Raw genomic sequence first — 12,827 nt, forward strand, 5'->3', positions numbered from 1 at the left:
CATCATGTGACAAATGGTAGCAGGCTAAGCAACGAGATGAACCGATCAAGCCAAAAAAGAGCGCATTTCGACCAGGGAAACCGGTGTCTTCACGATTCTTTTACAAGCGCCTCACAGGGATTTGACTGCGTGGCTCGCAAGCTGAGGCCCTCTCTGACGAAACCCACACGGTCGCCGCAAAGCATGTTCCTGACGCGTTTTTCCTCCGCATTTTGTTTGTCGCTCCTTGCGCTGTTCAGCTGGATTCCTGCTCAGGCTGCGCAAACCCCGGCTTCTCGTCCCGTCGAATGGGCGCAGCCGGTAGAAGTGCAATACAACCTGTTCCAGATGTCGCCCACGCTGTACCGCAGTGCGCTTCCCGACGACGGCGCGGTACCGTTGCTGAACAAGCTGAAGGTGGCCACGGTCATCAACTTCCTGCCGGAAGCGGATTCCAACTGGCTCAAGGCTCCCGGTATCCATCAGGTGCAATTGCCCTATCGCACCAATCACGTGGACGACAGTGATGTGCTCAAGACTCTGCGTGCAATCCAGTCCGCCGAAGCCGACGGCCCGGTGTTGATGCACTGCAAGCACGGCTCCGATCGCACCGGCCTGATGGCGGCGATGTACCGGATCGTCGTGCAGGGCTGGAGCAAGGAAGACGCCCTGAACGAAATGACCCAGGGCGGTTTCGGCGAAAGCGGCCACTTCAAGGACGGCGTGCGCTACGTGATGCAGGCCGATGTCGACAAATTGCGCACTGCGCTGGCCAATGGTGATTGCAGCACCAGCGCGTTTGCCACGTGCTCGATGAAGAGCTGGTTTCAGACGGTCAATCTGAAGTAACTCGCCCGGCTTCTCCGTCAACGAGGCCGGTAACTGGCCGGCCGATGAACGCTTCCACCGCGTCCAGTAACGGGCGCCCCGCACCCGGCGAAAAGAACATTGCACGAAACTCTCGACCGGTTTGCGCGTTGAACACCCAGTCGCGGCTGAAGCGCTTGAACGCTTCCTTGGCCAGTACGTCCGACCAGATGTAGGCGTAAACCGAAGCGTCGTACTGGGTCACCATGTAATCGAATCCATTGGCGAACCGGTGATCGTCCGGCAGTTGCAGATGGCCGAGGCGGCGTTGCGCTTCAGTGCACACCTCCTCGGTCGAGCGGCCGTCGCCGTGGGTCAGGTGTAGCTCGAAATCGATCATCGCCCCCATCAGCAACAAGGCCTGTTGCCGGCTGGAATGGGCCTGACTGGCTGACAGTGCCGCGTCGACCCGCGCGGCGCTCAAGCGCTCGCCGGTCTGAAAGTGCGCGCCGAGCCACAGCACAAACTCCCGCGATAGACACCATTGCTCGAACAGTTTCCCGGAAAACTCCGCCGCTTCATGGCCCAGTTGCAGGATGCCGGACAGGCTGTGATGGGGCGAGCGCGTCAGCACGTGCTGGAGGCAGTGGCCAAACTCATGAAACAGCACCTGCAGATCGTCGATTTCGAGCCGGCATGGATGGGAGGCAGTGGCCGGTGTGAAATTGCTGTAGAGCAGGGCAATCGGTAGCGCCGGGCGGCCTTCGGCGTTGATCCGACGATTGCGCAATGTGGAGGTGCCGGGGAAGTCCACCGCGTTTTCGCGATGAAACGGATCGAGGTAGATGTAGCCGACCACTTGCTCATGCTCGCTGACTTCCAGCAGACGGACATTGGCATGCCAGCGCCCGCCGCCGGACTGTTCGACGATGCGGATCCCGAACATCCGCTCGCAGAACAGAAAAAGCCTGCGCAGGGTGCCCTCGAGCGGAAAGTAATCACGCAGGTTTTCCAGTGCGCCGGGAAACTGCTGCTGGCGCCATTGTTCGGCGAGGAAATCTTCATCCCACGGCTGGACCCGGTCGATCCCGCGTTGCTGCGCAAAGGCTGCCAGTTGTTCTGCATCCTGCGCGAGAGTCGGTACCAGATGCATCGCCTGACGCTGGAGAAAATCACTGACCCACGCCGTGGTCCCGGCGCTGTTATTTGCCAGACTCAGTTGCGCGGCGTTTTCATGGCCGAGCAAACGGGCTTTCTGCTGGCGCAAGGCGAGCAGCCCCGCGAGCACCGGGCCGTTATCGAAGCGCCCGGCCAGCGGGCCCCGATCAGAGGCACGGGTCATGTAGGCAACGTAGCATTCCTGTCGCAACGCGCGGTTCTCGGCGTACTTGAGGATGTGCTGGCAGGTGTTCTGGTCCAGTCGGATCAGCCAGCCGTCATGGCCGGCCTGGCGTGCGGTGAGAGCCAGACGATCCTTCATCGCCTGCGACAGGCCCGCGAGCAGCGCAATATCGTCGATACGTTTGCTCCACGCCTCGGCCCAGCGTTCGAGATTTTCCAGAAACGCGAACTCCAACCCGCCGATCTCGAGGTTCAACCGCGCCAGTTCCTGTTGCTGTTGAGCCGCAAGCTCAATGCCCGACTGCTTGAATCGGCGCACGATCCCCGCCAGAGCGATAGTGCGCGATTCATCGAAACTCCCGGCGATCGAACTTTGCGCCAGACGCTGATAGGTCTCGTACAACGGGCGATTGAGGGCATTTTCAGCATGGTACTGATTGATCGCCAGATATGCCTTGGCGCTTTCTACAAGCCAGACTGCATCGTCGGACCTGGCTATCGACAACGTTTCGAGAATCGAGCGGACTTCATCGAGGCGGGCATCGGCCTCATCGATACTCACTACCAGATCGTCCCAGCCGGGGTGTTCGGCCTGACTGGCGATAACCTGGGCGATGATTTGTCGATTGTCGGCAATGATTCGGTTGACGGCCGGCAGCAGGTGCTCGGCGCGAATCGCTGGCCAGGGTGGCAGGATCCAGTGTTGCAGGAGGGGATTGGTGTCGGGCATGGCAGCTTCCTTCGAGGCGTGGCGCAAAAGGCCAGCCTACGAAGCAAGTGCGGGGGACAGGTGTTAAGCCAATACCACCTTCCACCGGTATTCGGCAGAAGGTGGTTCTGGATCAGTGTTGCTCGTCGGGCTTTTTCTTCAGTTTCGGGTTCGGGAAGAACTGCACCGCCTGAACCGTCTTGTCCGGGGCAGGCTTGAGTGCGCTGGTGTTGACCCGCGTACCCAGTTCCTTCGGAACCGACAACCCTTGGGCATTGAGCGTATCGCTGTAGCCGCACGCCACGCATTCGCGGTGCGGGACATCGTCCTCGCTCCACATCATCAGTTTGTCCGGCTCGCTGCACGCCGGGCAGACCGCCCCGGCGATAAAGCGTTTTTTGGTCTTCACGGGCGCCTCACTCATGCTGCCGCGTCCTCACTCAGGCCGCTGTGGCGCAAGAGTGCGTCAATCGACGGCTCACGGCCACGGAAGTCGACGAACAGCACCATCGGCTCCTGCGAACCACCGCGGCCCAGAATCGCTTCGCGGAAGGCGCGACCGGTGTCGGCGTTGAGTACGCCGTCCTCTTCGAACCTGGAGAAGGCATCCGCCGACAGCACTTCCGCCCATTTGTAGCTGTAGTAACCCGCCGCATAACCGCCGGCGAAGATGTGCGCGAAGCTGTTCGGGAAGCGGTTATAGGCCGGAGGGCGCATCACCGAGACTTCGTTGCGCACGCTTTCCAGAACCTGCGCGACGCTGCGACCGTCACCGTGGGTGGCGTGCAGTTCGAAGTCGAACAGCGAGAACTCCAGCTGACGCACCATCATCAGGCCGGACTGGAAGTTCTTGGCCGCGAGCATTTTTTCCAGCAGATCCTGTGGCAGCGGCTCGCCGGTTTCGTAGTGGCCGGAAATCAGCGCCAGACCTTCCGGCTCCCAGCACCAGTTTTCCATGAACTGGCTCGGCAGCTCGACCGCGTCCCACGCCACACCGTTGATGCCGGATACACCGGCATGTTCGACGCGGGTCAGCAGGTGATGCAGGCCATGGCCGAATTCGTGGAACAGGGTGGTGACTTCATCGTGGGTCAACAGCGCAGGCTTGCCGCTGTCGGCCGGGGTGAAGTTGCACACCAGGTTGGCCACCGGGCTTTGCAGCACGCCGTCAATGGTGCGGCGACGGTCGCGGGCGCCGTCCATCCAGGCACCGCCGCGCTTGTTGGCACGGGCGTAGAGGTCGAAGAAGAAGCGGCCGACGTGCTGACCGTTTTCCTTGATTTCGAACAGGCGCACGTCCGGATGCCAGGTGTCGAAGCCTTTCAGTTCGGCGATTTCGATGCCGTACAGACGCTGGACGATGGCGAACAGTCCGCCCAATACCTTGTCGATCGGGAAGTAGGCGCGCAAGGTTTCCTGGGCGACGCTGTAGCGTTGTTCACGGAGTTTTTCGCCGTAGAAACCGCTGTCCCAGCTTTGCAGATCGGCACAGCCCTGCTCGGCGGCGTAAGCCTTGAGCTGTTGCAGATCCTGGGCGGCAAACGGTTTGCTGCGCTTGGCCAGGTCGCGCAGGAAACTCAGCACCTGATCGCTGGATTCGGCCATTTTGGTGGCCAGGCTCAGCTCGGAGAAACTGGAGAAACCGAGCAGTTTGGCCAGCTCCTGACGCAGGTCGAGGATTTCGTCCATCACCGGGCCGTTGTCGTTCTGGCCGGCATTCGGACCTTGATCCGACGCACGGGTGCAGTAGGCGGCGTAGACTTCTTCACGCAGCGCGCGGTCCTGGGCGTAGGTCATCACCGCGTAGTAGCTCGGGAATTCCAGGGTGATCAGCCAGCCATCGAGACCTTTGGCCTGTGCGGCGGCAGCCATTTGCGCCTTGGCCGAGTCGGTCAGGCCGGCGAGGGCGGCTTCGTCGGTCAGGTGCTTGGTCCAGGCCTGAGTGGCGTCGAGCAACTGGTTGGAAAAGCGGCTGCCCAGCTCGGACAGCTTGCTCTGCACTTCGGCGTAACGCTTCTGTTCGGCTTCCGGCAGGTCGATACCCGACAGGCGGAAGTCGCGCAGGGCGTGTTCCAGGATAGTTTTCTGCGCCACGTCAAAACCGGCGGCTTCCGGACTGTTGGCCAGGGCTTCATAGGCCTGGAACAGCTCGCGGTTCTGGCCCATCTCGGTGGAATAGGCGCTCAATGCCGGCAGGCAAGCCTCGTAGGCTTCACGCAGTTCGGCGCTGTTGCACACGGCATTGAGGTGGCTGACCGGGCTCCAGGCAGCGCCCAGGCGATCATTGAGCTCGTCCATCGCCAGCACCAGCCCGGCCCAGGTCGGGTTCCGGCCCTGGGTCTTGAGGATTTCGGCGATGGCGGCGCGGTTGTCGGCCAGGATGGTTTCGATGGCCGGCTGCACGTGTTCGGCACGGATCGCGGAGAACGGCGGCAGGTCGTAGGACTGCAGAAGAGGGTTGTTCACGCTCACGGTTGGCACCTTGGCTGGAAGAAACATGCGCCCATCTTAATTACAATCGACACCCACCGCAGCTATCGGCGACAGAGAGAGAACCAATCGTGTCCCTTCGCAAGTACCAGAATCACACCCCACGCTTGAGCACAGGCGCTTTTGTCGACGGCTCGGCGGTGGTGATCGGCGACGTCGAAATCGGCGAAGACAGCTCCGTTTGGCCGCTGACCGTGATCCGCGGCGACATGCACCGCATCCGCATCGGCGCACGCACCAGCGTGCAGGATGGCTGCGTGTTGCACATCACCCACGCCGGCCCGTTCAACCCGGATGGCTTCCCGCTGCTGATCGGCGATGACGTGACCATCGCCCACAAGGTCATGCTCCACGGTTGCACCGTCGGCAGCCGCGTGTTGATCGGCATGGGCAGCATTGTCATGGACGGCGCGGTGGTCGAGGACGACGTGATCATCGGCGCCGGCAGCCTGGTGCCACCTGGCAAGCGTCTGGAAAGCGGTTTTCTGTACGTGGGCAGCCCGGTGAAACAGGTTCGCCCGCTGACCGACAAGGAAAACGCCTTTTTTACCTACAGCGCGGCGAACTACGTGAAGCTCAAGGATCTGCATCTGGCCGAAGGCTACGACCAGCTCTGACTTTTCTCTCTATTGCCCGGGATTTTTCATGCATTACCAGACCGTACTGTTCGACCTCGATGGCACTCTCACCGACCCGCGTGAAGGCATCACCCGCTCCATCCAGTTCGCCTTGAGCAACCTCGGCATCGATGAGCCGGACCTGAGCAAACTGGAACACTTCATCGGCCCGCCGCTGTTGCAGGCGTTCATGCAGTTTTATGGTTTCGACGAAGCCAAGGCGTGGGAGGCGGTGAATTTCTATCGCGAGCGCTTCAAGGTCACCGGCCTGTACGAGAACCGGGTGTTCGAAGGCGTCACGCCGTTGCTGGAAACCCTGAGCGGCCAGGGCCGGCAGCTGTATATCGCGACGTCGAAGCCATGGGTGTTCGCCCGGGAAATCGCCCGGCACTTCGATTTCGCCAAACACTTCAAAGTGATTTACGGCAGCGAACTGGACGGCACCCGCACCAACAAGGTCGAGTTGATTGCCCACCTGATCGCCGAGGAAGGGCTGGATCCGGCCAATACATTGATGATCGGTGACCGCAAGCACGACCTGATCGGTGCTCGCAGTAACGGGTTGGATGCGGCGGCCGTGGGTTACGGTTTTGGCAGCCATGAAGAGCTGAGTGCCGAAGCGCCGGCGTATCACTTCGAGACGCTGGCGGAGCTGCATCAGGCGTTTTTGCAGCGCCAGTGATATCGCCTTCGCGGGCAAGCCCGCTCCCACAGGAAACCGAGTACCACTGCTGAAACACTGTCCTTGTGGGAGCGAGCTTGCTCGCGATGGAGCCAAAAATGCCGCTGTAGATTTATGAGTCTGCCAGCACTTTCAAAGCCGACTTACGCTCAACGACTGGCAAGCCACCCAACTTCTCGACCTCTGCGTAAAACCTGACCCAATTCCCTTCGACCTGCCTGAACAATGCAGTAAACGCCGGCACCCACTGGTCATAAAGGCCGAACGGCAACAGCCGTGCGTTATTCAATGGCGCATTGACCCAGGCGTCATAGCGTTTGTCTCCAGCCCACTGGCCATCGCGCATCGCTCGGTAGTCGTGTCGAAACCGTTCGAACTCCGCCGCCTTGCGCTCGCGCATCTGCGTCGTCGCCAGCGGTTGTGCATAGAGCTGTTCAAGTCGTGAGCGGGTATCGAGGATCAACTGAATGAACTGATCCCGTTGTTTAAGCTTCGAGTCGTTTTCCGGGGGCAAGCCCCGAAACGCTCGCCACTGCCGCGTACCTTCCTGCTCGACGAAGGTCGCGAAGGACTCGTTGAACTCAGTGTCGTCCTTCACATAGAAACGCTGGTGGGCCAGTTCGTGGAAGATCAGCGTCGCCAGACGCTCGTCGCCCCAGCCCATCATCGAATTGAGGATCGGGTCGTTGAACCAGCCCAGAGTCGAGTAGGCCTCGACGCCGCCGATCGACACATCCATGCCTTGCAGGCGCTGAATCGCGGCTTCGCCCCGCGCTGCGCTCTGGCTGTAATAGCCGCGATAGGCCACGCAGCCGGCAATCGGGAAGCAATGGTTCTGCGGGCTCAGGGAAAATTCCGGGGTGGCGAACACATTCCACACGACAAACGGCCGACCGATGTCGGCGTAGAGGCGATAGCTTTGGTTGTCAGGCAGGTGCAGGTGTTCGCTGGCGAAGGCGCGGGCTTTTTGTGACTGGGCCAGGTGAGTGCGCAGTCTGGCGTCGCGAGCCGGGTCGGCGATCACCTTGGCCACCGGCTCTCGCGCCCGCAAAAGCTGCAGCTGACCGCTGGCCAGCTGGCTGTAATAGCTCAGGCTTGAGCAACCGTTGAGCAACAAAATCATCACACCCGGAAACAAAATCCGCAAAACGCGATCAAGTAACCCATGGCTTGGAAGCGGCCTGATCAAAATAAAAAATCCCCCGGAAAGTCTGCCCAAGACTATCCCGCCCATTGGAGCTTCGCTATGCGCATGTTGATACTGACAGGAAGCGTGCTGACGCTTGCCGGTTGTGCCGGATTCGGAATGCCGACCCCTGACCCCTCGCAAGCCTGGATCGATCTGGATGCCCGGCAACAGGACACGGCGCTGCAGGCGCTGGAAGTCGACAACAAGGCGGCCGTCGATCACCGTTACTTCGAAGTACTGCCCGGCAGCCATGAGTTGAGGGTGCGTTATCAATTCCCGGTCGAAGCGACCAACATCGGCCCGGATGCCGAACCGCTGTGGCGCGATTGTCAGTTGAACGTGAAATTCAAGGATTTCAATGCCGGCCAGCGTTATCAGTTGCAGGCGGGAAGCATCGGTTTCCGTCCATGGGCCAAGCTCTACGATCAACAACGCAACGTGGTGGGACAGGGCACGCCGGCGGGCTGCCAGCGAACCTGATCGGCGTTATGCTGGATGTCCGAACTCACGGACATCCATCATGCGCACGTTGATGCTGTTGCTGGCCGCAGGCTTGCTCACTGGTTGCCAGACACCGTTGCCCCCCGTCGATCCCAATATGGCCTGGGTCGAATTCTCGACGCCGTCCCCCGGCGGGAAACTGCTGATGGCCGAGCGCCTCGACAACCAGCGGCTGACTGACGGGCGTTTCTTCCAGGTCACCCCCGGCAGCCACGAGTTGCGGGTGCGCTTCGACTTTGAAGTGTTCGGCGGAGGCGGCAGCCTGATGACCGGCCCCGTTGAGCGGCTGTGCTATCTGACCATCCGCTACGATCATTTCGAGGCGGGACAGCGTTACAGGCTGGAAGGCCGTTCGCTGGCGTTTACCCCAAGTGCCCGCCTGTACAACGACAAGCGGGAAATCGTCGCCGAGGACCGTGAGGTCAACTGCATCATCTGAGGCGCATCAGCGGTCATTCTTCTGATAGATGATGGCTTTGGTGCCGTTGTCGCAGGTGCCGACGATCATGGCGACGTCGTGTTTTTCAGCCTCCTCCCTGGAGACTATCTCCAGGGTGTAGGAGGGCACGGCATTCGCCTGAATCTTGATTTCGATCTCTTGCTTGAGTTCTTCGCAGTCTTTGGGCGCTGCGAAGGCCGAGGTTGCCAACACGCCACAGATAACCGCCAAGGCAAAACGTTTCATGGTTGAAGCTCCATCGAAGCAGCGCGCACGAAGATGCGCGAAAGCTGCTGTCATTTATACGACCACATTTTTGCCTGGCGGGTTCTGATCCGGCTCAATCCCGTCAGCCAACCAGCGACGCGTCGAGAGTGATCTTCGCATTCAGCACCTTGGACACCGGGCAACCTTCCTTGGCCTTGTTGCTCAATTCTTCGAACTGCGCCTGGGTTGCTCCCGGGATTTTTGCCTTGAGGATCAGTTTCACTGCGGTGATCGCAAAGCCGCCATCCACCTGATCCAGTGTGACCTCCGCCTGGGTGTCGATGCTGTCGGCCTTGAGCCCGGCGTCACCGAGAATCATCGAGAACGCCATGGAGAAACAACCTGCATGAGCGGCGCCGATCAGTTCTTCCGGATTGGTGCCCTTGCCGCCCTCGAAGCGCGCCTTGAAGCCGTAGGGCGCTTCCCGCAGGACGCCGGTTTCGGTGGAAATCGAGCCGATGCCGGTTTTCAGGTCACCTTCCCAATGTGCGGATGCCTTCTTCACGATAGCCATGTGTGCCTCCTTCAAATCGGGCGCGAAATGCCGCGCCGTCGTGGTTTTTGCCTGCAAGGCTTCTGAGGATAGACGCCGGAACAAAGTTCAGCCCAACTGAATCGTTGACTTTTTTAGTAGGAAATTTCTGATCGGCTATTGAAACTCGGGTATATGCCCTCATTGCACAGAACACGCTTATGAATTGGGCAGGTTTGCGTTCGCCAAGAACAAACCTGCACCCTCAATCGGAGATGCAGGTTTATGAAGCAACTGTCCGACGTAAAGTTTTCCACCCTCGATCTGGTGCCGGTGCGCGAGAACGGCAGCCCGGCCCAGTCGCTGCGCAACTCGCTGGATCTGGCGCAGCATGTCGAAAAATTTGGCTACACGCGGTTCTGGGTCGCCGAGCACCACAACATGGATGACATCGCCAGTTCTGCCACCTCGGTGTTGCTGGGGTATCTGGCCGGTGGCACGTCGACCATCCGTGTCGGCTCCGGTGGTGTGATGCTGCCCAACCACGCGCCGCTGGTGATCGCCGAGCAGTTCGGCACCCTTGAAAGCCTGTATCCGGGGCGGATCGACCTCGGCCTGGGCCGTGCGCCGGGTTCCGATCAGATGACCGCCCGCGCCCTGCGCCGTGAGCGCTCCGGCAGTGCCGATGATTTCCCGGAAGACGTGGCTGAGCTGGTGCGCTTCCTCGGCCCGCGCACTCCGGATCAGCGCGTGATCGCGATGCCAGGCACCGGCACCAATGTGCCGATCTGGCTGCTCGGTTCCAGCCTGTTCAGCGCGCAACTGGCCGGCGAGCGCGGTTTGCCCTACGCCTTCGCCTCGCATTTCGCACCGCGCTTCATGCACGAGGCGATCCGCGTCTATCGCAATCACTTCAAGCCGTCGGCGGTGCTCGATAAACCGTACGTGATGCTCGGCGTGCCGCTGGTGGCGGCCGACACTGATGAACAGGCCGATTACCTGGCAACGTCGGTTTACCAGCGAATCCTCGCGCTGATGCGTGGGCAAAGTCTGGTGCAACGTCCGCCGGTGAAAACCATGGACGGACTGTGGTTGCCTCATGAGCGTGAGGCGGTGGGTGATTTCCTCGGTCTGGCGATGGTCGGCAGTCCGCAGAAAATCCGCGCGAAACTCGAAGTGCTGATCGAACAGACTCAGGCTGATGAACTGATCTTCACCTGCGACCTGTACGAACACGCCGATCGCCTGCATTCCTACGAGTTGCTGGCGCAGGTGATGAAGGGCTGAAATCCTGTATCCGTGCACAAAAAAGCCGACGCATTGCGTCGGCTTTTGTTTTTCCGGGGTGATCAGCCGCGGGTGTAAACGATCTCTTTGGTGCCGCCTTCGCAGGTGCCGACGACTTTGCCGCCACTGGCCGCGCCCTTGTCGACAACCTCCAGCGAATACCCGGAAACGCCCTTGGCATCCAGCTTGGCCGCGATTTCAGCCTTCAGTTCTTCACAGGGCTTGCCGGCAGCAAACGCACCACCCGCAAGGCTCAACAAACCTACTGCCAATATCAACTTCTTCATCGGTCGCACTCCCTGGTCGGATTAATTAAGGCGGGCATCGAGCCGTTCGCTCGATGCACTCACCTCGTAGCGCATTGCCATTCCTATGGCACTCGGCCAGCGCGCAAGTTCAGAAGCGTAGACCAAACTCAGCTGCTGGCAATCCGGAACCCGACTTTCAGGGTCACTTGAAAGTGGGCAGCCTTGCCGTCCTTGATGTGGCCGCGGGTTTCGGTCACTTCGAACCATTCCAGATGCTTGATGCTCTTGTTGGCCTCGGCCAACGCATTGTTGATGGCGTCTTCGATGCTGCTGGTGGACGAGCCGACCAGCTCGACTTTCTTGTAGGTGTGATGGTCACTCATGGTGTTCTCCTTGAAGTGTGCAATTGAGCCTAGCAGCGATTTGCCGTGTTGATTTCGGCGTCCTACGCGAAGGGAAGTTCAGATTTTCTGCACTTTCCGAAAGCCGTGAAGTCCCAAACAACACACGCCACTCATCACCAATGCAGGAGAGCCACCATGGCCAACACCTCGTTACGCAAAGCCTCGTTGCAAAGCATGGAAGCGGAGATCGAGAGTCTGCTCAAGTCGTTGGAAAGCCTGAAGGACGACGCTTCGGACGAGTCGCGCAAGACCCTCAAGGCGCTCAAGGGCAACGCCGAAAGCGCGTTGAAACACTCGCGCAGCCTGCTCAGCGATGCCTACGAAGAAGTCAAAGTCAAAACCCGCGAGACCGGGATCGCCACCCGCGATTACGCGCAGGAACATCCGTGGACGACTGCCGGTGTGGCGGTCGGTGCGCTGGGTCTGCTGGCCGCTTACTTGCTGTTCAAGCGCGGCGAGTGATCCGCCTGGCGCAGCTCGTTCCTGAGCCACTGCGCCAATTGCCGGGCGCGCCCGTCTGCGGCGCGCTTGGGTAGCCACAACGCCAGTTGCGCCGGGGTTTCAATGAAACCCCACGGCGCGACCAGGCGACCGGCCTTCAAGTCTTCGGTCACCAACGGTTCCGGCGCGATCGCCACGCCCAACCCGGCGACGGCCGCTTCCAGCAAGTAATACAAATGCTCGAAACCTTGCCCCAGCTTCAACGCCTTGGCGTCGAGGCCGCTTTGCTGAGCCCAGCTCGGCCAGGCTTGCGGGCGTGAAGTCGTGTGCAGCACGGCTTCGTCGAGCAGGGCAATGGGCGGTGCCGATTGCAGGCGCGGGTAGCCGCTGAACAGCGGGCTCATGACCGGGCCGATGCGCTCGCTCGCCAGCTCGTACACCTGCATGTCCGCCGGCCATGGCGGTTCGGCGAACAGGAGCAATGCATCCAGCCCCGGGCGTCGTGGATCGAGATCGCCTTCTCCGGCCGACAGGTGCAGACGCAAATCCGGCAGATCGGCATTCAAGCGTCCCAGTCGCGGAATGAACCAGCGCGCAAGCAGACTCCCGGAGCAACCGAGCACGAACGGCGCATCGGCGGTGCTTTGGGTCAGTTCCGCGCAAACGCTGCGCAAGCGGTCGAACGCCTCGCCGCTGGCATCGCGCAGTCGGATGCCGGCATCTGTGAGTTTCAGGCCACGACCGTCCTTGACGAAAAGACTAACGCCGAGATGCTCCTCCAGCACCTTGAGCTGGCGGCTGACCGCACCGTGGGTCACATGCAGCTGTTCCGCAGCCTGGCTGACGCTATTCAGGCGGGCGGTGGCTTCGAAGGCACGCAAGGCGTTAAGCGGGGGAAGGTCATGGCTCATGATATCTGTGAGTTTTCCTGACAGGTTGTGGCGATCTTATCGG

16 protein-coding genes are annotated in these 12,827 nt (G+C 60.6%); 7 read left to right on the forward strand and 9 right to left on the reverse strand.

Translation table 11 applies throughout. From position 1 onward, the window contains the following. Positions 1 to 183: 183 nt before the first annotated feature. Positions 184 to 828, forward strand: coding sequence for a phosphatase domain-containing protein (locus tag AC1MDC_RS21185; RefSeq protein WP_085696518.1), 645 nt, complete (start codon positions 184 to 186; stop codon positions 826 to 828). Here AC1MDC_RS21185 and AC1MDC_RS21190 read toward each other — a convergent pair. From AC1MDC_RS21190 to prlC, 3 genes are all read right to left on the reverse strand, one after another. Next, the gene (locus AC1MDC_RS21190) at positions 815 to 2,857 is read right to left on the reverse strand and encodes a M3 family metallopeptidase (RefSeq protein WP_480393598.1); all 2,043 of its coding nucleotides are present in this window, start codon (positions 2,855 to 2,857) and stop codon (positions 815 to 817) included. The genes AC1MDC_RS21185 and AC1MDC_RS21190 overlap by 14 nt on opposite strands. A 112-nt stretch (positions 2,858 to 2,969) precedes the next feature. Further along, positions 2,970 to 3,260, reverse strand: a complete 291-nt coding sequence (locus tag AC1MDC_RS21195; RefSeq protein WP_007953955.1) for a YheV family putative zinc ribbon protein — start codon at positions 3,258 to 3,260, stop codon at positions 2,970 to 2,972. Then, a complete protein-coding gene (gene prlC / locus AC1MDC_RS21200; protein WP_480393599.1) occupies positions 3,257 to 5,308 on the reverse strand; it encodes an oligopeptidase A in 2,052 nt (683 codons plus the stop codon). Before prlC ends, AC1MDC_RS21195 begins: the two co-directional genes overlap by 4 nt. Before the next feature lie 89 nt (positions 5,309 to 5,397). On the opposite strand from prlC, the gene AC1MDC_RS21205 reads away from it, so the two are divergent. Both AC1MDC_RS21205 and AC1MDC_RS21210 read left to right on the forward strand, forming a co-directional pair. Beyond that, positions 5,398 to 5,943 carry a gamma carbonic anhydrase family protein gene (locus tag AC1MDC_RS21205; RefSeq protein ID WP_085696514.1) on the forward strand — a complete coding sequence of 182 codons (546 nt, stop codon included), beginning with the start codon at positions 5,398 to 5,400 and terminating at the stop codon, positions 5,941 to 5,943. A 28-nt stretch (positions 5,944 to 5,971) separates the two neighbouring features. Further along, the gene (locus AC1MDC_RS21210; RefSeq protein WP_085696512.1) at positions 5,972 to 6,625 is read left to right on the forward strand and encodes an HAD family hydrolase; all 654 of its coding nucleotides are present in this window, start codon (positions 5,972 to 5,974) and stop codon (positions 6,623 to 6,625) included. 112 nt (positions 6,626 to 6,737) lie between these two features. Here AC1MDC_RS21210 and AC1MDC_RS21215 read toward each other — a convergent pair whose 3' ends face one another. Next, positions 6,738 to 7,814 carry an aminopeptidase gene (locus AC1MDC_RS21215; RefSeq protein WP_480393600.1) on the reverse strand — a complete coding sequence of 359 codons (1,077 nt, stop codon included), beginning with the start codon at positions 7,812 to 7,814 and terminating at the stop codon, positions 6,738 to 6,740. Positions 7,815 to 7,871: 57 nt separating this feature from the next. Here AC1MDC_RS21215 and AC1MDC_RS21220 point away from each other — a divergent pair, with 57 nt between their 5' ends. Both AC1MDC_RS21220 and AC1MDC_RS21225 read left to right on the forward strand, forming a co-directional pair. Then, positions 7,872 to 8,294, forward strand: coding sequence for a PA0061/PA0062 family lipoprotein (locus AC1MDC_RS21220; protein WP_085696508.1), 423 nt, complete (start codon positions 7,872 to 7,874; stop codon positions 8,292 to 8,294). 40 nt (positions 8,295 to 8,334) lie between these two features. Then, a complete protein-coding gene (locus AC1MDC_RS21225) occupies positions 8,335 to 8,754 on the forward strand; it encodes a PA0061/PA0062 family lipoprotein (protein WP_085696503.1) in 420 nt (139 codons plus the stop codon). 6 nt (positions 8,755 to 8,760) lie between these two features. Here AC1MDC_RS21225 and AC1MDC_RS21230 read toward each other — a convergent pair whose 3' ends face one another. Further along, a complete protein-coding gene (locus AC1MDC_RS21230; RefSeq protein WP_085696501.1) occupies positions 8,761 to 9,000 on the reverse strand; it encodes a DUF1161 domain-containing protein in 240 nt (79 codons plus the stop codon). Positions 9,001 to 9,103: 103 nt separating this feature from the next. Further along, the gene (locus AC1MDC_RS21235; RefSeq protein WP_085690445.1) at positions 9,104 to 9,535 is read right to left on the reverse strand and encodes an OsmC family protein; all 432 of its coding nucleotides are present in this window, start codon (positions 9,533 to 9,535) and stop codon (positions 9,104 to 9,106) included. A 243-nt stretch (positions 9,536 to 9,778) separates the two neighbouring features. Between AC1MDC_RS21235 and AC1MDC_RS21240 the strand changes: the two genes are divergently transcribed. After that, complete coding sequence (locus AC1MDC_RS21240; RefSeq protein WP_480393601.1) at positions 9,779 to 10,780, forward strand: LLM class flavin-dependent oxidoreductase; 1,002 nt, start codon at positions 9,779 to 9,781, stop codon at positions 10,778 to 10,780. 62 nt (positions 10,781 to 10,842) lie between these two features. Here the strand turns inward: AC1MDC_RS21240 and AC1MDC_RS21245 are convergent, their stop codons facing one another. Continuing rightward, on the reverse strand, positions 10,843 to 11,067 hold the full coding sequence (locus AC1MDC_RS21245) for a DUF1161 domain-containing protein (protein WP_085690446.1): 225 nt from the start codon (positions 11,065 to 11,067) through the stop codon (positions 10,843 to 10,845). 128 nt (positions 11,068 to 11,195) lie between these two features. Next, the gene (locus AC1MDC_RS21250; protein ID WP_007953919.1) at positions 11,196 to 11,411 is read right to left on the reverse strand and encodes a dodecin; all 216 of its coding nucleotides are present in this window, start codon (positions 11,409 to 11,411) and stop codon (positions 11,196 to 11,198) included. Between the two features lie 156 nt (positions 11,412 to 11,567). Here AC1MDC_RS21250 and AC1MDC_RS21255 point away from each other — a divergent pair, with 156 nt between their 5' ends. Then, positions 11,568 to 11,894: an ElaB/YgaM/YqjD family protein gene (locus tag AC1MDC_RS21255; RefSeq protein ID WP_007953918.1), complete on the forward strand. Its 327-nt coding sequence runs from the start codon at positions 11,568 to 11,570 to the stop codon at positions 11,892 to 11,894. Here AC1MDC_RS21255 and AC1MDC_RS21260 read toward each other — a convergent pair. After that, a complete protein-coding gene (locus AC1MDC_RS21260) occupies positions 11,867 to 12,784 on the reverse strand; it encodes a LysR family transcriptional regulator (protein ID WP_085696497.1) in 918 nt (305 codons plus the stop codon). The genes AC1MDC_RS21255 and AC1MDC_RS21260 overlap by 28 nt on opposite strands. Positions 12,785 to 12,827: the final 43 nt, after the last annotated feature.

Source organism: Pseudomonas sp. 1 (assembly GCF_056626735.1).